The 18,199-nt window shown below is 71.1% G+C and carries 16 protein-coding genes; 6 read left to right on the plus strand and 10 right to left on the minus strand.

Features of this window, described 5'->3' with window-relative positions:
• Positions 1 to 43: 43 nt before the first annotated feature.
• The 6 genes from AB0H93_RS17180 to AB0H93_RS17205 all read right to left on the minus strand — a co-directional run bounded on the left by AB0H93_RS17180 (position 44) and on the right by AB0H93_RS17205 (position 9,241).
• The gene (locus AB0H93_RS17180) at positions 44 to 1,615 is read right to left on the minus strand and encodes an alkaline phosphatase D family protein (RefSeq protein WP_358573287.1); all 1,572 of its coding nucleotides are present in this window, start codon (positions 1,613 to 1,615) and stop codon (positions 44 to 46) included.
• Positions 1,616 to 1,755: 140 nt separating this feature from the next.
• The gene (locus AB0H93_RS17185) at positions 1,756 to 4,275 is read right to left on the minus strand and encodes a M14 family metallopeptidase (RefSeq protein ID WP_358573289.1); all 2,520 of its coding nucleotides are present in this window, start codon (positions 4,273 to 4,275) and stop codon (positions 1,756 to 1,758) included.
• 126 nt (positions 4,276 to 4,401) lie between these two features.
• Positions 4,402 to 6,489, minus strand: coding sequence for an acetate--CoA ligase family protein (locus tag AB0H93_RS17190; protein ID WP_358573291.1), 2,088 nt, complete (start codon positions 6,487 to 6,489; stop codon positions 4,402 to 4,404).
• Positions 6,486 to 6,923 (minus strand): Zn-ribbon domain-containing OB-fold protein, encoded by a 438-nt coding sequence (locus AB0H93_RS17195; RefSeq protein ID WP_358573293.1) that lies wholly within the window; start codon positions 6,921 to 6,923, stop codon positions 6,486 to 6,488. Before AB0H93_RS17195 ends, AB0H93_RS17190 begins: the two co-directional genes overlap by 4 nt.
• A gap of 3 nt (positions 6,924 to 6,926) precedes the next feature.
• On the minus strand, positions 6,927 to 8,072 hold the full coding sequence (locus AB0H93_RS17200; RefSeq protein WP_358573295.1) for an acetyl-CoA acetyltransferase: 1,146 nt from the start codon (positions 8,070 to 8,072) through the stop codon (positions 6,927 to 6,929).
• Complete coding sequence (locus AB0H93_RS17205) at positions 8,069 to 9,241, minus strand: acyl-CoA dehydrogenase family protein (RefSeq protein ID WP_358573297.1); 1,173 nt, start codon at positions 9,239 to 9,241, stop codon at positions 8,069 to 8,071. The genes AB0H93_RS17200 and AB0H93_RS17205 overlap by 4 nt, the downstream gene beginning before the upstream one ends.
• A 253-nt stretch (positions 9,242 to 9,494) precedes the next feature.
• On the opposite strand from AB0H93_RS17205, the gene AB0H93_RS17210 reads away from it, so the two are divergent.
• The 3 genes from AB0H93_RS17210 to AB0H93_RS17220 all read left to right on the plus strand — a co-directional run bounded on the left by AB0H93_RS17210 (position 9,495) and on the right by AB0H93_RS17220 (position 11,746).
• Positions 9,495 to 10,121 carry a TetR/AcrR family transcriptional regulator gene (locus AB0H93_RS17210; protein WP_358573299.1) on the plus strand — a complete coding sequence of 209 codons (627 nt, stop codon included), beginning with the start codon at positions 9,495 to 9,497 and terminating at the stop codon, positions 10,119 to 10,121.
• Positions 10,121 to 10,930: a thioesterase family protein gene (locus AB0H93_RS17215; RefSeq protein WP_358573301.1), complete on the plus strand. Its 810-nt coding sequence runs from the start codon at positions 10,121 to 10,123 to the stop codon at positions 10,928 to 10,930. Before AB0H93_RS17210 ends, AB0H93_RS17215 begins: the two co-directional genes overlap by 1 nt.
• Before the next feature lie 228 nt (positions 10,931 to 11,158).
• Positions 11,159 to 11,746 carry an Imm1 family immunity protein gene (locus AB0H93_RS17220; RefSeq protein ID WP_358573303.1) on the plus strand — a complete coding sequence of 196 codons (588 nt, stop codon included), beginning with the start codon at positions 11,159 to 11,161 and terminating at the stop codon, positions 11,744 to 11,746.
• Between the two features lie 40 nt (positions 11,747 to 11,786).
• Here the strand turns inward: AB0H93_RS17220 and AB0H93_RS17225 are convergent, their stop codons facing one another.
• Together AB0H93_RS17225 and AB0H93_RS17230 are read right to left on the minus strand one after the other, a co-directional pair.
• Positions 11,787 to 12,461: a PHP-associated domain-containing protein gene (locus AB0H93_RS17225; RefSeq protein WP_358573305.1), complete on the minus strand. Its 675-nt coding sequence runs from the start codon at positions 12,459 to 12,461 to the stop codon at positions 11,787 to 11,789.
• Positions 12,458 to 13,375, minus strand: a complete 918-nt coding sequence (locus AB0H93_RS17230) for an SDR family oxidoreductase (protein WP_358573307.1) — start codon at positions 13,373 to 13,375, stop codon at positions 12,458 to 12,460. Before AB0H93_RS17230 ends, AB0H93_RS17225 begins: the two co-directional genes overlap by 4 nt.
• A gap of 157 nt (positions 13,376 to 13,532) precedes the next feature.
• Here AB0H93_RS17230 and AB0H93_RS17235 point away from each other — a divergent pair, with 157 nt between their 5' ends.
• From AB0H93_RS17235 to AB0H93_RS17245, 3 genes are all read left to right on the plus strand, one after another.
• Complete coding sequence (locus tag AB0H93_RS17235) at positions 13,533 to 15,014, plus strand: MFS transporter (protein WP_358573309.1); 1,482 nt, start codon at positions 13,533 to 13,535, stop codon at positions 15,012 to 15,014.
• Between the two features lie 70 nt (positions 15,015 to 15,084).
• Positions 15,085 to 15,669 carry an isochorismatase family protein gene (locus AB0H93_RS17240; RefSeq protein WP_358573311.1) on the plus strand — a complete coding sequence of 195 codons (585 nt, stop codon included), beginning with the start codon at positions 15,085 to 15,087 and terminating at the stop codon, positions 15,667 to 15,669.
• A gap of 198 nt (positions 15,670 to 15,867) precedes the next feature.
• Positions 15,868 to 16,773, plus strand: coding sequence for a DJ-1/PfpI family protein (locus AB0H93_RS17245; protein ID WP_358573313.1), 906 nt, complete (start codon positions 15,868 to 15,870; stop codon positions 16,771 to 16,773).
• A 27-nt stretch (positions 16,774 to 16,800) separates the two neighbouring features.
• Here the strand turns inward: AB0H93_RS17245 and AB0H93_RS17250 are convergent, their stop codons facing one another.
• Positions 16,801 to 17,241 carry a hypothetical protein gene (locus AB0H93_RS17250; RefSeq protein WP_358573315.1) on the minus strand — a complete coding sequence of 147 codons (441 nt, stop codon included), beginning with the start codon at positions 17,239 to 17,241 and terminating at the stop codon, positions 16,801 to 16,803.
• Between the two features lie 2 nt (positions 17,242 to 17,243).
• Complete coding sequence (locus AB0H93_RS17255) at positions 17,244 to 18,197, minus strand: ribonucleotide reductase (protein ID WP_358573317.1); 954 nt, start codon at positions 18,195 to 18,197, stop codon at positions 17,244 to 17,246.
• Between the last annotated feature and the right edge of the window lie 2 nt (positions 18,198 to 18,199).

The following is an 18,199-nucleotide window of genomic DNA, read 5'->3' on the forward strand; positions in this document are numbered from 1 at the left end:
CGGGCCGGGCACCTCCCCGGCGGGAGATGCCCGGCCGGACCGGTCAGGCGGGCTGGACCCCGGGGCGGGTGTCCTCGACGACGTAGCTGGCCCGGGTCGAGATCGGGGCGTCGGGTCGCGAGATGAACGGGACCACCCGGTAGTCGCTGCGCCAGAGCTCCGGCGTCAGCGTGCAGCGGACGTAGCCGCGCTGGGCGTTGAAGAACTTCATGTGCGGGTTCGCCGCGAGCATCGTGCGGCCCTCGTCGGTGATGTCCGCGCCGTCGCCGCCGCTGCTGATCGAGGTGCCGACGAACTCGCTGGCCACCGTGGGCGAGCCCGGGTCCTCGAAGTCGCGCTTGAGGTCCCAGGCGTAGTTCTGGTGCCGGTCGCCGGTGATCACCACCAGGTTTCGCACACCGCGGTGGGCCGCGCCCGCCAGCACCGCGTTGCGCTCCGCCACGTAGCCGTCCCACGGGTCCATGAACAGCTTCTTCGCCGGTCCGGCGTCGAGGTCGGTCTCGCCCATCGGCGCCTGGTTGCCGAGGATCTGCCACCGCGACCGGTTCCGGGAGAACCCGTCCAGCAGCCATTCCCGCTGCTGCTCCCCGAGGATCGTGCGGCGCGGGTCCAGCCGCTCGGTGCAGTCGTACTTCGAGCCGTCGCCGCAGGGCTGGTCGTCGCGGTACTGGCGGGTGTCGATCATGGTCAGGTCGGCCAGGTCGCCGAACTTCAGCCTGCGGTGCAGGCGCACGTCCGGGCCGCTGGGCATCGCGGTGCGGCGCAGCGGCAGGTTCTCGTACATCGCCTGGAAGGCCGCGGCCCGGCGCTGCAGGAACACCGCGGGATCGTCGTTGTCCTGGGAGATCTCGTCGGCCCAGTTGTTGTCCACCTCGTGGTCGTCCATCGTGACGATCCACGGGAACGCCGCGTGCGCGGCCTGCAGGTGCGGGTCGGACTTGAACAGCGCGTACTGCAGCCGGTAACGCTCCAGCCGCTCGGTCTCCGACTTGAACTCGTCGCCGAGCACGACGCCGCGCTTGTTGGTCGTCTGGTCGTACTCGTAGATGTAGTCGCCGAGGTGCACGACGAAGTCGAGGTCTTCGGCGGCCATGTGCTGGTAGGCGGTGAAGAAGCCCTCCTTCCAGTGCTGGCAGGAGGCGAAGGCGAAGGACAGCGAGGCCAGCGCGGCGCTCTTCGCGGGCGCGGTCCTGGTCCGGCCGACCGGGCTGAGCTCGCCACCGGCGCGGAAGCGGTAGAAGTACTCGCGGCCCGGCTGCAGGCCGGCGACCTCGGCGTGCACCGAGTGGCCGAGCTCCGGTGTCGCGGTGGTCTCGCCGCGCCGCACGACCTCGCGGAAGTGCTCGTCGGTGGCCACCTCGTAGCGCACCTTCACCGGTTTGTCCGGCATGCCGCCGGCGCCGTCGGCGGCCAGCGGCTGCGGCGCCAGCCTCGTCCAGAGCACCACGCCGTCGGGCATCGGATCGCCGGAGGCGACGCCCAGCGAGAACGGGTATCCGCCCCGCAGCCGGGTGTCGGCCGCCGCGCTGCTCCACGCTCCCGTGCCGAGCAGCACCGCGGCCGCGCTCGCACCACCGAGCCCCAACACCGTGCGGCGATTCAACTTTCCTGACATGCGTCGCTCCATCTGTCGCAAACTGGACAACGCAGCGATCTTGCGCAGCGGGAACGTCCGGTAGGCCGCGAGCAGGCGTCGCGGAGGTGAACGCCGGGCGAGCTGCGGCGGATATGACCGCCAGCCCGCCCGGTGTCCCGCTACGGCAGGCTGATCGCCACCACGGAGCGCCCGAGGGCGGCGGCCTCGTCGGCGAGCCGGCGTGCCCACGGGTGCTCGTCCGCGTTCATGCCGCCGAGGTCGACGCGGAAGCGCACGACGTTCGGGCCGTGCACGACATCGGCCGTCCCGCCGCGCTCGGCGATCAGCCGTTGCACCTCGTCCGCCGCGTCCGGGCGCACGCTGATCACCATCCGGTCCGAGGTCGGCGCGGTCGGCACCGCCACCGGCGCGGCGGCAGCCCGCGGGGCGTTCGCCGTCTTCGGCCCGGTGATGGCGTTGAACAGCAGTTTCGCCGTGCCGTTGGTGAACGCCCGGTAGTTCGGGTCGAAGCCGAACAGCACCACGCGCCCGCTGCCGACGTTCTCGTCCACCACGGCGCTCTTGCGGTGCAGCTGCTCGGCGCCCTCGGCGAAACCGGAGACGTACCAGTCCGGATCGCCGGCCGCCGGGAAGCTCGCCGCCGACGACTGCTCCGGCGCCGACCACACCGCGTCGTACTCGTACATCGCCCACGCCGTCGGGCCGACACCGGCCGCGAGCGGACTGGCCGGGTCCAGCTCCATCCGGATCAGCGCGCCGGGGATGTCCGAGGTCGGTTCGGCGAACGTCGCCGAGGTGAGCCCGAGGCGAGCCGCCAGCCGAGAGCTGTCCCGCAGCGTGATCAGCGTGCCGCCACCGCGCACCCACTCGGTGAGCGCCGCCCGCCCCTGCTCGCCCAGCGAATCGGCGGCTTCCGCCTCCGGCCCGTTCGGCACGACCAGCACGTCGTAGTCGGCCAGCGCACCGGAGGCGATCTGCTCGGCGGTCAGGTCGCCGAACCCGAGCCCCTGGTCGCCCAGCCACCAGCGCAGCCAGCCCGACGATTCGACCGCGGCGCTGTTCTCCGACACCTGCCAGACCGCCGTCCGCGGCGCGCCGGCGAACGGCGGCGCGACCGGTTCGGCCTGCTGCGGCAGGGGAATCGCCCGCGGCTTCACGTCGGCGCCCGAACGGCCGCCGCTGACGTTCTCCAGCAGCGGGCCGCTCCAGGCCGTGACGTCGTAGAAGTACGGGAACGGCACGTAGCTGTTCTCGTTGAGCATCGCCTGCACCCAGTGCTTCTGGCCCTGCGCAAGGGGAATCCACAACGTGCCCGCGGGCAGCGTCGTTTGCTGCGGGGCGCGACCGTACTCGGTGTAGTCGGGCACCGCCAGCGGCGTGGCGAGGCGGTACACGTCGACGTCCATCCGCTGCAGCCGGCGCGCGAGGCGCTGCACCTCGGCGGACTTCGCCGGGTCGTCGGTGCGCAGGAAGTAGTGCTTGACCCTGATGTCGGGCACCGGGTTGGAGATCTCGCCGTCGTTCCAGTAGAGCCGGTTCGGTTCCAGCTCACCGGCGGCGCCCTGCCGGTATGCCTCCAGGTGTTCGGCGCGCCACTCGGCGAGCATGCCGTCGTTCCGCGCGCCGGCGGCCATCAGCGTCGCCCAGATCGCCGTGTACTGCTCTCCGACGCGCTCGGGCGTCGGGTCGCCGGAGCTCTTCTCGAACGTCATCCCGGCCGCGTTGAAGCCGGTCAGCGGCACGGTGTCGCCGTAGCCGAGGTACATGAGGTCGTAGGACCGGCCGTTGAAGTAGGGAATGCCGAACCGGCCGAAGGCCTGCTGCATCGCCGGGCCGTAGTCGTTGTAGACCCAGTTCAGCGGCGTCTCGCCGATGTCGTGGTAGACGGGGTCGGCGTTGGGCGGGAAGAAGTAGTCCGCGGTGCCCATCTCGTGCGCGTCGATGTACATCTGCGGTGGCAGTTCGCGCAGCTTCTCCAGCTTGCCCTCGGTCTCGGGCTGGGTGCGGGCGAACCAGTCCCGGTTCATGTCGAAGCCGTTGGCATTGCGGCGGGTGCTCGCTTCGCGGCCGTCCGGGTTCTGCGTCGGCAGGACCACGATGATCGCATCGTCGAGGATCGTCTGCGCGGTGCAGTCGGTGCGGGCGGCCAGTTCGTACAGCACGCGCAGCGCAGCGTCGGTCCCGCTCTTCTCACCGCCGTGGACGTTCCCCGCGACCCACAGGACGGCCGGGGTGTTCCGGATGATCTGCTTCGCCAGCGGTTCCGGCGTGCTCGGGTCGCGGAGCCGGTTCAGCTGCCGGCCGATGTTCTCCAGCGCTCCCGGGCGCACCCACTTCTCCTGTCCGACGACCGCGTAGCGCAGCGGACGGCCCTCGACCGAGGTGGCCAGGACGCCATCCACGACCTTCGGGCTCGCGTCGGAGATCGCGCGCAGGTAGTCGTCGGATTCCGCCGTGCTGACATCGCGCTCGCCCAGGTCGATGCCGAGGACGTCGCGGGCCTTCGGAATGGACCCGTCGACCGCGGGCGCGGTGAACGGGTCGCAGGCCCCCTCCGCCGCAGCGCGCACCGTCGGGACCGCGAGCAGCGGCAAGGTCGTGACCAGCGCCGCCACCCCGGTCAGCCACTTCGATCGGAATCCGCCTCGCTCGGTGAACTTCTCCATGGGACCGCCCATCCGCTGCATGCCGAAGTACCGGGGAGTCGATCAGCGCGTCACCCGGGGAGCAACCGCCGGGCGGGCGCAAACGCCGACGAGCGGGACTTTCCCTCGGTCACCCCGAGGGAAAGTCCCGCTCGGCCATCACCGAGTCCAGGTCACCAACGCGTCCAGGGCTTCGACGCGGTCGCCGTCGACCAGCAGCGGGTTGACCTCCAGGGATTCCAGGCCGTCGCCGAGGGCTTGGGCGAGGCGTCCGATGCGCACCACGACGTCGGCCACCGCGTCCAGGTCGGCCGGAGTCGAGCCGCGGGCGCCCTGGAGCAGCGCGGCGCCGCGCAGTTCGCCGAGGGCCTGCCGGACCTGGGCGTGGTCGACCGGGAGCAGGCGCAGCGCCGAATCGCGCAGCACCTCGACCCACACCCCGCCGAGGCCGATGGCCATCGTCAGCCCCCATGACGGGTCGCGGACGACGCCGACCAGCAGCTCCACGCCGCCGCTGCGCTGCGGCTGCACGAGCGCGCCGATCCCGCTCGCACCGGATTCCCGCAGCGTCGCGCACACTTCCTCGTGCGCGCGGCGCACGTCCTCGGGGCCGGACAGTCCGAGCCGGACGCCGCCGATGTCGCTCTTGTGCCCCAAACCGTCGGCGACCGCCTTGAGCACCACCGGGTAACCGAACCGCTCGGCGGCCGCGACCGCGGCATCCGCATCCGCCGTCAGCTCCGAGGGAACCACCGGGATCCCGTTGGCGGACAACAGGGCCGCCGCCTGGTGCTCGGTCCAGATCCCGGAACCCCGCACGCCCAGCGGCTCCGGATCGTCCACATGGGACACCGCGGCCGCGGACCAGCGCGCCGCGGCGCCCAGCGCGGTCATGCCGTGCTCGATTCCGCCCGCCACGTAGGGGAAGCCCGACTTCTCCTGGATCATCCGGCCGAACTCGCTGACGTCGGCGCACACGTTGCCGATCACCGCCACCGGGCGCGGCGACTCGCGGATCCGGCGCGCGTTCTCCCGGAACGCCGCGATGCTCAGCTCCGGGTTCGGCGGCGGCACCCGCGGCAGGTCGGCGAGCAGCAGGACCGCGTCGATGCCCGGATCCTCGGCCACCACCTCCAGCGCCCGGCCCAGCAGCGTCCGGTCGACCACCACGTACCCGGTCACGTCCAGCGGGTTCTGCACGGTGGCGAACTCCGGCACGATCTCCTTCAGCCGCGCCACGGTCTCCGGAGCGTACTCGGGGAGTTCGAGCCCTTCCTCCGCCGCGCGGTCGGCGATGATCTCCGACGCGCCGCCCGACGGCGTGACCACGCCGATGCGACGCCCCGGCAGCCGCCCGACTTCGGCCAGCAGCCCGGCGGTGATGAGCAGGTCCTCCAGCGAGCGCACGCGGATCACGCCGAGCTGCCGGAACGCCGCGTCCACCACCGCGTCGTCGCCGACCAGCGCGCCGGTGTGCGCCTGCGCGGTGTGCGAGGCGATCTCGCTGGACCCGATCTTCAGCGCCACGATGGGCTTGCCCGCCTGCGCGGCCCGGCGGGCGACCCGAGCGAACTCGGCCGGGTGGCGCACCTGTTCCAGGAACAGCGCGATGACCTTGGTCGCCGGATCGTCGACGAGGTAGTCGATCACGTCGGTCACCGACAGCACCGTCTCGTTGCCCATCGCGGTGAGCAGGCTGATGCCGACGTTGCGGGCCTGCGCGAAGTTCAGCACCGCGCTGGCCAGCGCCCCGCTCTGCAGCACCACCCCGATCGGGCCGCTGACCAGCGGCGCCGGGATCGGCAGGCCGTACGGGGTGATGCCGGCGGCCGCGTTGATGTAGCCGTTCCCGTTGGGCCCCAACAGGATCAGGCCGTGTTCGCGGGCGAATTCGGCCACCTCGCGTTCCAGCCGGCGGCCCTCGGCGCCGGTCTCGCCGAACCCGGCGGTGAGCACCACGTAGCTGCGGATGCCCAGTTCCGCGCCCTCGCGCAGCACGTCCAGCAGCGCGTGCGTCGGAACCATCACGTACGCCAGGTCGACCTTCCCCGGAATCGCCGACAGGTTCGGGTGGGCGCGCTCGCCGTGCACGACCTCGGTGCGCGGGTTGACCAGGTGCACCGGGCCGGGGAAGCCGTTGTTGCGCAGGTTGTCGAAGGTCGCCAGCGACCAGCCGGACTTGTCGGTGGCGCCGACCAGCGCGATGGATCGCGGGTTGAACAGCGCCCGCACCGCTTCCGCGCTCATCGCGCCACCACCCGGAAGCACGGCAGCTCGGGCCCGTCCGCGCCGAGGCTGGTGATCACCAGCTCCACCCGGTCCCCGATGCGCACCCGCCCCTCATCCGCGCCCGGCTCGTGGGCCCGCAGTTTCAATTGAAACTGCGGGCCGACGATCCGGGTGAGCATCCGCGGGCCCTCGTCCAGGTCGACGAGCGCGACGGTGAACGGCGCCTGGTCGGCGAACTCGCCGAACGCCTTGTGCGCGACCGTCCAGGAGTGGACCGTGCCGCGGCCGCTCGCGGTGAACCAGTCGAGCCGGTCGCCGAAGCAGCCCGGGCACACCGAGCGCGGGTAGAAGACGGCGGCTTCGCAGTCCGCGCACCGCTGGATGCGGAGTTCGCCCGCGGCGATGCCGTCCCAGAACGGACGCGTCTCGGCGTCCGGGATGATCTGCACCATCGGTCAGCCCCTTCCCAGCACGATGGTCGACGTCGACGACAGCACCCCGCCGGTGCCGTGGGCCAGCGCCAGCTCGGCGCCGTCCACCTGCCGCGGCGTGCCGGCGAAGTCGTGGCGCAGCTGCCGGGTCGCCTCGATCAGCAGGAAGATCCCGTACATCCCGGGATGCGTGCAGGACAGGCCGCCGCCGTTGGTGTTCATCGGCGCCTCGCCGCCGGGCGCGGTGCGGCCGCCCGCGACGAACGCGCCCGCCTCGCCGGGCTTGCAGAACCCGAGCGATTCCAGCGTCAGCAGCACGGTGATGGTGAACGAGTCGTAGATCTCCAGCACGTCGATGTCGTCGTGCCCGACCCCGGCCATCTCCAGTGCCGCCGGGCCTGATCGGGCGGCGCCGGTGACGGTCAGGTCGGGCATGTTGGCGATGGTGTTGTGCGTGGTCGCCTCGCCGTGCCCGAGCACGATCACCGGCCGCGTGGCCAGGTCCGGCCAGCGGTCCTCGGCGGCGACGACCAGCGCGCCGCCGCCGTCGGTGACCAGGCAGCAGTCCAGCTTGCGCAGCGGCTCGCAGATCATCGGCGACGCCAGCACCTCGTCCACGGTGAGCGGATCCCGGTGGTACGCCTGGGGATTCAGCCGCGCCCACTCCCTCGTGGACACCGCCACCTCGGCGAGCTGCTCGCTGGTCACCCCGTGCTCGTACATGTACCGGTTGGCCGCCAGCGCGTAGGCGCCGACCGGGGTGGGCAGCCCGTACGGCCGCTCGAACTGCTCGGTCAGCGTCGCCGGGCGCGGCTGGTTGCGGGACCGGTCGCTGCGCTGCGTGCTGCCGTAGGCGATCACCGCGACGTCGATGACGCCCGCCTCGATCGCCGCGGTGGCGTGGCCGAGGTGCGCCTCGAACGACGAGCCGCCGATGTTGGTGCCGTCCAGGTACCGCGGGCGCATGCCGAGGTACTCGGCCAAGGCCAGCGCCGGTGCCCAGGACCAGCCGCCGGCGACGAACAGCCCGTCGACGTCGTCGCGCCGCAGGCCCGCCTCGGTCAGCGCGGCCTTCGTCGCCTGCGCCTGCTGGGACAGCACGGTCAGGTGCGGGGTCTTGCCCAACTCGGATTCGGCCACCCCGACGACGGCCGCGCGACGGCGTGTCACTCCGCGATCCCTCCCAGCTTGACGTGGCCCTTGAGCAGGTTGCGGGCGATGGTGCGGCGCTGGATCTCGTCGGTGCCCTCGTAGATCCGCAGCAGCCGCAGCTCCCGGTACCAGCGTTCGATCGGCAGCTCGCGGGTGTAGCCCATGCCGCCGTGGATCTGCAGCACCCGGTCGACGACCTGGTTGGCCATCCCCGCGCCGTGCAGCTTGGCGATCGACGACCAGTGCCGCGCGTCCATGCCCTGCTGCACCCGCCACGCGGCGTGCAGCGTGAGCCACTTGGTGGACTCGATCTCGACCTGGGAGTCCGCGATCTGCCACTGGATCGCCTGGTACTCGGCGATCGGGCGGCCCATCGATTCGCGGATCTTGGCGTGGTCGATGGCCATCTGCAGCATCCGCTCCGCCGCGCCGATCGCCCGCGCCGGGATCATGTAGCGGCCCTGGCCGATCCAGCGCAGCGCCAGCGGGAAGCCCCGGCCGACCTCGCCGAGCACGTTCCCGGCCGGCACCCGCACGTCCTCGAACACCAGCGACGCCGGGCCCCACTGGCCCATGGTCGGGATGGGTTCGGACTTCCAGCCCATGTCCCGGTCGGCCAGGAAGCACGTCACGCCGTTGTCGGCGCTCGCGTCGGGGTCGGTGACGGCGAAGACCATCACGAAGTCGGCCTCGTTGCCGCCGGTGATGAAGGTCTTCTCGCCGTTGATCACCCAGTCGCCGCCGTCGCGGACCGCGCGGGTGCGGATGTTGCGGGCGTCGGAGCCCGCGCCGGGTTCGGTGATGGCGAAGCAGGACTTCCGCTCGCCCTCGATGGTCGGCACGAGGTAGCGCTTGCGCTGCTCGTCGTCGCCGGCGTAGAGGATGTTGTCGGCGCTGCCGCCGAAGGTGAACGGCACGAACGTCCGGCCGGTTTCCATCGCCAGGATCGCGGACATGACCGCGCCGAGGTTCATCCCGCCGTACTCCTCGGGCGTGTTGACGCCCCAGAAACCGGCCTTCTTCGCCTTCTGCTGGAGCTCGCGCAGCACGTCCGGGTCCACCGACGGCTTGCCGGCGCGCTCGTTGCGCAGCACCTCTTCCTCCAGCGGCCGCACTTCCCTGGTGATGAAGCTGCGGACGGTGTCGCGGATCTGCCGTTCCTCTTCGCCGAGTGCGAAGTCGACCATCGCGAAGTCCTTTCGACTCGGGCCCCGTTGCCCGGCGGTGCGAAGACTTTCTAGAACCGCACTCTAAATACTTGGACGGCCCGCGCCTAGCGCCCGTCCGAGGTAGCCACGCCGGCGGCGGACACGTTCTAGAATGTGATCCCACTACTCGAACGCCGGTGGGGCGGACGTTTCCCCAGGCCGGGACCTGCCATAGCGACAGGAAGTACGCACGGCCCCGACCAGGGCCGATCAGCACGACGGGAAGGTGGTCATGGCACGGAAGACGAGCCGCTCCAACGCCTGGCAGTGGAGCCGAACCGCGGAGACCCGCCGCGTCCTGCTGCAGGCCGCGCGCGAGGTGTTCACCGAGAAGGGGTTCGCCGAGGCCAGCGTCGCGGAGGTCGTCGAACGCGCCGGATCCAGCGTCGGCAGCCTCTACCACCACTTCGGCGGCAAGACCGAGCTGTTCCTGGCGCTGTGGGAGGACCACCAGGCCACCCACGAGCAGAACGCGATCAGCGCCGTCGCCAAGGCCCGCGCCGACGGCGAGGAGGACCCGCTGACGCTGTTCAACGTCGGCGCGCGGGCGTTCCTGGAGGGCTCGTGGGCGCGCCGCGACCTGGTGCGGCTGTTCATGGACGGCGACGGGCCGCCCGGGTTCGAGCTGATCCGCCGGACCCGCGGTCGCGAGTGGGTGCGGCAGAACGCGGTGCTGCTCGGCGCCGGCACCGACCCGGTGGACCGGGTGACCGTCGCCGTGCTGACCACGATCATCGGCGAGGCGGGCCGCGAGATCGCGACGTGCTCCAGCAAGCGGGAGGCGAACAAGGTCCTGGAGGCGACGCTGCGGCTGATCCGCCGCCTGGACCCGCTCCGCGACGAAGACGAGGAGGATTGATGGCCGAGACCAACGGCGCGGAACCGTTCTTCACCATCGACGGGGACGGGCTGGTGCCCGGTCCGCACGCGGGCAGCCCGTGGGCGCCGGACATGATGCACGGCCGGCTGTTCGGCGGGCTGCTCGCCCGCGCGCTGGAGCAGGAGCACGCCGAACCGGACTTCCACTTCACCCGGCTGACCGTCGACCTGTTCCGCAACACCAAGCTGGTACCGGTGCGGGTGGAGACCGAGCGGGTCCGCGACGGCCGCCGCATCCGCATCGCGGACGCGACTGTGTACGCCGGGGACACCCCGGTGGCGCGGGCGAGCGCGGTGCTGCTGCGCCGCGGCGAGCAGCCGACCGAGACCGTGGCGCAGACACCGACCTGGGCTGTCCCGAGCCCGGAGGAGATCGGGACGCCGCGCGCCCAGTCGTCGGGGTGGCCGCCGCCGTTCGACATCTGGATGCTCGACGCCGACGGCGAGCCCACCGACTCCTGGAGCGCCGACAGCCGGCGCCGCGCCTGGCTGCGGGACAACAACGAGCTGGTGGCGGGCGAATCCCCGTCGCCGTTCGTGCGGGTCGCGCTGGCGGGCGATTTCGCCAGCCCGCTGGCGAACTTCGGCACCCACGGCAAGCTGGAGTTCATCAACGCGGACTACACGCTGACGCTCAGCCGCCTCCCGCTGAGCGAGGCGATCGGCATCGAGGCCACGGGCCACCTCAGCGAGGACGGCATCGCGGCGGCGAACTGCACGTTCCACGACACCAGCGGCCCGATCGGCTACTGCACGGTGACAGCAGTGGCCAACCCCGCATCGAAGTAACCGACGCGGCCCATCCGCCGGCCGTGAGTCTTCTGGACGGCAACAGCAACCCAAAAGACTCACGGCCCCGCGCTTCCGGCCGGCACGATCGTGGCAAATTAGGCTTCGCAGCAAGAAAAAACTGTCAGACCGCCCCGAAACGATCTCCGCGCGCGGCTGATCCCGCTACGAACTCCAGGCGGGCGAGATCCGCGCAACGGCGCCTGCCCAAAAGGTATCCCCTATGGGGTGATTGAGATCAACAATGCCGTGCGCGAAGAGGAATATGGATGTCGAACAACGGTGCCCACGATACCGCCACGTGGTTCGCGCTGGCAGTTCGGGAACCGGGAGCAGAGCAACCGATCGTTTCAGAGGAGAGGCATGGACATGGCTACGAAGACGCGGACGGTGGTCACTGCGTTGTTCGGGACGGAGCGCCGTTTCGCCTCCGACGTGATCGGCGTCCGTGAATTGATGCGCGACGGTCTGGCGCAGGAACGGGTTCGTGGTGTGTGCTTCTACGTTTGGGATCGCCCGCACGACATGTCCACCGACGGTCGCCCCGGGCACCAACTCCGCGTGAACGTCGACGAATCGGCAACATGGGGCGCGATCAACTTCGTGGCGGAAGGCGACGGAGGCGGGGCTTGGGACACCCACAACCCTGAACCGCCTGCCAATGTGCCAACCGTGTGGTTCGACGCCACGACTCCGACCCCGTTCGAGCGATCCGCAGTCCTGCCGATCGATTCGATCCGCGACGCCGTTGCGGAGTTCTGCCGCACCGGCCGGCGCCCCGCGTGCCTGCAGTGGCAGGGTGCTCGGTGGTTCTGAGGTCGGGAGTGATGATGCCGGTGAGAACCGGATCTTTCACTCACGACCCTCTTCCCGGCTGCCAGCCGACGTGGTCTCGGTACTCGCCCCAGATCCGGGCTTCCGGGAGCTTTTCCAGGAAGTCGGTGGGCCCGTCGAAGTCCGGCATGTGGAGGTAGGCCGCTCCTATTCCCGGCGGGTCGTGGGCATCCGATCCCGCCGCGGCCGGGATTCCACAGCGGGCCGCGAAGTTCGCCGCCGCCGCGTTGTGCTCCGGGTCGCTGATCTTGGCGTTGCAGGCCTCCACCACGTCGAGCGCGCCGTGTTCGTGGAGTTCTCGCAGGCCTTTGGCGCCGAGGCTGGTTCGGGTCGGGTCGAGGGGGTGGGGTGCGTAGATCACGCCCCGCTGGTCGCGGATTCGGCGCACCACCTCGGGCAGCGGCAGGACGTACGGGATTCGCTCCGTCAGGAACAGGCCGATCACCTCGCCCGCGCGGGTGCGGATCTCCTCCCCGACCACGACCCGCGCGCCGATGTCGCGTTCCACGGCTTCCCACGCGCCGTCGAGGCTGTGGTGGTCCGTCACGCACAGCACGTCGATCCGCTCCGCCGCCACCCGCTTCGCGATCTGCTCCACTGTGGACACCGCGTCGCCGGAGTGCACCGTGTGGACGTGGCAGTCGACCCGGACCCAGCCCGGCGGGACGGGCCCGGGGTCGGGCAGCCGCCAGGTCACTCCGCGTCCGGGACCTTGCCGTTGGTCAGCGCGTTCTCCCGCGCCCCGGCCACCAAGCCCGGGATCACGTCGTCGAGTTCCGCCGGGCCCCAGCGCTCGCCCTTGTCGACGCCCGGCCCGGCGATCCAGCCCTCCGCGACGCTGATCGAACCGCCGCGCACGTTGAACACCCGGCCGGTGATGCCCTTGGCCTTCTCGCCCGCCAGCCACACCACCAGCGGCGCGATGTTCTCCGCGTTCGAGACGTCGAACCGGCCTTCCGGCGCCCTGACCTGGCGCCCCAGGCCGTCGGTCATGCGGGTCAGCGCGGCCGGGGCGACGGCGTTGACCGCGATGCCGTAGCGCTCCATCTCGCGGGCCGCGATGACGGTCAGCCCGGCGATGCCCGCCTTCGCCGCGCCGTAGTTGCCCTGGCCCGGGTTGCCGTAGATGCCGGAGGACGAGGTCGTGTTGATCACCCGGGCGTCGACCTCCTCGCCCGCCTTGGCCTTGGCGCGCCAGTACGCCGCGGCGTGCCGCAGCGGGGCGAACGTGCCCTTCAGGTGCACGCGGATCACCGCGTCCCACTCCTGCTCGGTCATGTTGAACAACATCCGGTCGCGGAGGATGCCCGCGTTGTTGACCAGCACGTGCAGGTCGCCGTAGTGCTCGACGGCCGACTCGACGAGCCGCTTGGCGCCCTCGAAGTCGGCGACGTCGTCACCGTTGGCGATGGCCTCGCCACCGGCCGCGCGGATCTCGTCGACGACCTCACCCGCCGGCCCGGTCGAGGAGCCCGTGCCGTCGACCTCCGCGCCGATGTCGTTCACCACGACCTTCGCGCCCTGCCTGGCGAACTCCAGGGCGTGGCCGCGGCCGATGCCGCGCGCCGCGCCGGTCACGATGACGATCCGCCCGTCGACGATGCCGCCCATGCGGTCCTCCCGGAAGCCGGTTTTAGAGCCACCTTCTAGAAACACTGACGAGTGATTCCTGCCACTGTCAATGCCTTTTGCACAGATGGACGCTTCCTCGGCGGACCCGGATGAGAATACCGTTCTAGTATTGTCCGTTCGAGGAGGAGGCCCGGCCGTGGACGATCAGCTGCGCTACGCGTGGCGCGTGTTGTCCGTGGTCAGCATCGCCAGCGTGCTGACCGGCCTGGGCACCAGCTCGCTCAACGTGGCACTGCCCGAGGTTTCCCGGCACTTCCAGGCCAGTTCGACCGCGGCGAGCTGGATGCTGCTGTCGTTCATGCTCGCCACGACCACGCTGATGGTCTTCTTCGGCCGGCTGGCCGACCTGTTCGGGCGCCGCACGATGTACCTGACCGGCCTGGCCGTCTACACCGCCGCGAGCCTCGCGCTGGGCTTCGCGCCGACCGCCTGGACCTTGGTCGGCCTGCGCGTCGTGCAGGCCGCCGGCGGCACGATGCTGCTCGCCAACAGCGCCGCGCTGCTGACCACCGCCTTCCCGCGCCAGCACCTCGGCCGCGGCATGGGCATCTACATCGCCTCGTTCTCCGTGGCGCAGCTGCTCGGCCCGACGCTGGGCGGCTTCCTCAGCCACCGGTTCGGCTGGGAGTGGGTGTTCTGGAGCAACGTCCCGATGGGCCTGGTTTGCCTGCTCTGGGGCGCGGTGGTGCTGCGCCCCGACAAGGGCCGGACCGGCGAACGCGGCGTCGACGTGCCGGGCAACATCCTGATCCTGCTCTGCCTGGGCAGCTTCCTGCTCGGGCTCTCGCAGATCGGCGAGCGCGGCCTCGTCGATCCGCTGGTGCTTGGCTCGTTCGCGCTGTTCGTCGTGCTCGCGCCGGTGTTCCTGGCCGTCGAGCGGCGCCGCCGCAATCCCGCCGTCGACATCGGCCTGTTCCGCGATCCCGGCTATTCGTTCGGGCTCGCCGCGGGCCTGCTCAACACCATCGCGCGGATGTCCGTGCTGCTGCTGATCGCGCTGTTCTACCAGGCGGTGCAGGGCGACGATCCGGTGGCGGCCGGGCTGAAGGTCCTGCTGCTGCCGTTGACCACCATGATCGCCTCGACGGGCTCGGGCCTGTTGCAGGGGCGGATGTCGACGCGCTCGATCGCGATCACCGGCGGCGTGCTGACCGCCGTCGGCCTGGTGGTGCTGGCGGTCTCGGTCTCCCCCACCGTCCCCTATGGACCGATCGCCGTCGGGCTCGTGCTGCTCGGCACCGGGTCGGGGCTGTTCATGCCCGCCAACGCCACCGCGGTGATGAACGGCCTGCCCCGCAATCGGGTCGGCATCGGCAACGCGATGCGGCTGACCGCGCAGAACATCGGGGTGATGGTCAGCACCGCGCTGGCGCTGGCGCTGATCACCGGCCCGCTGCCGGTGGAGCTGCGGGCCGACGTGTTCGCCGGGACGATCTCCGGGGTGTCCGGGCAGGCCGTCGACCAGCTCGTGCTCGGCTACCGGATGGCACTGCTGACCATGACCGCGATCGCGGCGCTCGGAGTCGTCGCGGCGGCGGTCCGCAGCCGTGCCCCCGAGCGGCAGGCGCCGGCTCCGGAACCCGCGCGCACCGACGAGCCTGCACAGCGGTCGCGGTGACCAGATCGTTCCGGCATGCGGCGCGATCGTGCCTCCCGCCCGGGCGCGCGGCCGACCAGACTCCTCAAGCGTGAACAAAGCACTCCTCGTCGTCGACGTCCAAGAGTCCTTCCGCCAGCGCCCGTTGTGGCGGGCCATCTCCAATCCCGGCATCGTCGAGCAGGTCAACCGGCTGGTGGCGCTGGCCCGCGCCGAAGGCGACCTGGTCGTCTGGGTCCTGCACAGCGAACCGGGCACCGGCAACGTGTTCGACCCGGTCAACGGCCACGTCCGGCTGCAGGACGGGCTCGCCCCGGCGGACGGCGAACCGCAGTTGACCAAGACCTCGCACAACGCGTTCACCACCACGAACTTGCACCAGACCCTCACGCAGCGCGGAATCCGGGAACTGTCGGTGTCCGGGATCCGCACGGAGCAGTGCTGCGAGACGACTACGCGGGTCGCCTCGGACCTCGGCTACGACGTCACGTTCGTCACCGACGCGACGGCGACGAACCCGATCGCGCACCGGGACGCCCCGGCGGACCAGACGATCGAGGAGCTCCTGGCGGACCCGCGGACCCTGCACTCCGAGGACATCATCGCCCGCACCGAGTACGCCCTGTCGGGCCGCTTCGCGACCATCCGCACCGTCGCGGAACTGACCGGAAGCTGAGGTGAACGGCCTGTTCGCCACACAAGACGAGACGAACAGGCCGTTCACTCCACCCACCCACGTGCGAGCCCGTGAGGTGAACGGACCGTTCGCCTCGATAGGCGGCGCGAAGAGGCCGTTCGCTCGTCCCTGGGAGCTGGGGAGCTGGGGAGCTGGGGAGCTGGGGAGCTGGGGAGCTGGGCGTAGGATGACCGGATCGTGAGCCAGGTCGTCTTCTTGCTGCTGCCGGGGTTGCACCTGCTGGACCTCGCCGGGCCCGCGCAGGTGTTCTCCACCGCCGCGGGCCTCGGGCACCGCTACCAGCTGTCGTACGTCGCGCAGGGCGACGAGGTGGTGAGCGCGCAGGGCTTGCCGCTGCACGCCGACACCAGCTGGCCCGCGCTGACCGAGGACGACCTCGTCCTCGTCCCCGGTTCGCTCGTGGCCGATCCGCCGCGTTGGCCGAAGCTGCACGCCGCGTCCGCCGAGCGGCTGCGCGCGCACCACGCCGCCGGCGGAACGGTGGCCAGCGTGTGCTCGGGCGCGGACGCCTTGGGGCAGGCCGGGCTGCTGCGGGGGCGTCGCTGCACGACGCACCACGACCTGCAGGACGAGCTCGCCCGCCGGCATCCGGCCGCGAGCGTGGTGCGCGACGTGCTGTTCGTCGAGGACGACCGGATCATCACCTCCGCCGGGATCGCCAGCGGCATCGACCTGGCGCTGCACCTGGTCGCGACCAGGCACGGCCCCGGCGCGGCGGCGCGGGTGGCGCGCGGCATGGTCGTCTACGCCCGCCGCAACGGCGACGACCAGCAGGCCAGCGCGATGCTGCGGCACCGCTCGCACCTCAACGACGCGGTGCACCGCGTCCAGGACCTCATCGACGCCCGCTTCACCGAGCCGCTCCCGCTCGCCGCGCTCGCCGCCGCCGCGGGCTGCAGCGAGCGCACCCTCACCCGCTCCTTCGCGCGCGCAACGGGGCTGACGCCCCTGCGCTACCAGCAGGTGCTCCGCGCGGAGCGCGCCGAGCACCTGCTCAGCCAGGGTGCGACGGTGGAGGCCGCAGCGCACGCGGTCGGCTTCGCCGACGCGCGCATGCTCCGCCGCCTGCGTTCCCGCACCTAGTGTTCAGGAACAGACGGGCCGTTCACCTCACCCGGCGGGCGCCGCCTCGGGCGGCATCGAGGCGGGGATCCGGCCGATCGCCGCGATGGACTCCACCACGAAGTAGATGCCGCGGAAGAACAGCAGCACGTCGCCGTGCACCAGCCGCATCCGGCGGTACATCAGCAGCCGTCCGGCGTCTTCGCCGGTGATGATGTCCCGCCAGGCGGCGGCGTCGGCGGTCAGCACGTAGTCCGCGTCCGGCTCCTCGCGGATCGACGCCTCGACGCAGTCGCCGTCGGCCCACCGCAACCGCAGGTACTGCCCCGTTTCCGCGAGGCCGAGCGCCCAGGACGACGAGTACGACCCGCGCGCCCGGTCGATCCACTCCCAGTAGCTCGCCAGCTTCGTCGCCCGGATCGCCTCGTCCGGCCCGCGATCGACCACCTCGCGCGCCGCCTCCGCCCATTGTGGACTGAACAGCCGCATGCTCATCCTCCCGCCAGTTCGGGCTCGATCCTCTCGATCATCCGCTCGATGTCCGGCGCCAGGCCGATGCCGACGTCGGAGAGCTTCATGTTCAGCTGGCGGATCATCAGCCGCCGCACGTCCTCCGGCGACCAGCCCAGCGACTCCAGCGCCACCCGGCGGCTGGTCGCGCCGTTGATCGCCAGGATGGTGCGCAGCGTTTCGTGGATCTCCAGCAGGAGGCGGGGATCCTCGCGCACCGAGTCGCGCAGGAACCGCATCCCGGCCTGCACGTGGCGGGCCTCGTCGCGGCAGGTGGCGGTGAACCCCGCGTAGTAGCCGGGCAGGAAACCCCTGTTGCGGCAGTAGGTCAGGGTGATCTTCATGACCGACAGCGCCAGCACGCCCTCGATCCACAGGAAGTAGTTGGTGCCGTAGCGCACCCGCAGCGCCGGGTTCTCCGGGTCCGCGCGCAGCTCGTCGGCCTGGTAGGCGAGCAGCCCGAACGGTCCGACGAACGTCTCGGCCACGTGGTGGAAGGACGCGTCCAGCACGTCCTGGATCGACTCGCCGGGCAGCCCGACCACCTCGCGGTAGAAGCGGTCGAAGAACACCGTGTGGCGGGCCTCGTCCTCGATCTGGCTGGACATGTAGATCTTCGATTCCTCGCTGCCGCCCAGCATGAACACCGGCAGCTCCACCTCGACCTGCCGCTCGCCGTGGTGGAATCCCGACGAGATCGCGACGAACGCCTCCCGCTCGACCTCGGTCATCCGCTCGGTCCAGTCCACCGCGTCGCGGGTGAAGTCGAGCTCGTAGACGTCCCAGCGCTGCCGCAGGTAGCGGCGGTAGAGGTCCAGGTAGCCGGGTAGTCGTTTCAGGTCGCGGTGCAGGTAGGCCAGCACGTCGTCGATGTCGACGCGGCCGAGGCCGGCCAGGTCGACCCGGTCCACCGCGTCCTGGGACAGTTCGGTCATCT

The sequence above is a fragment of the Saccharopolyspora sp. NPDC050642 genome, from assembly GCF_040654735.1.
GTDB lineage: Bacteria > Actinomycetota > Actinomycetes > Mycobacteriales > Pseudonocardiaceae > Saccharopolyspora > Saccharopolyspora elongata.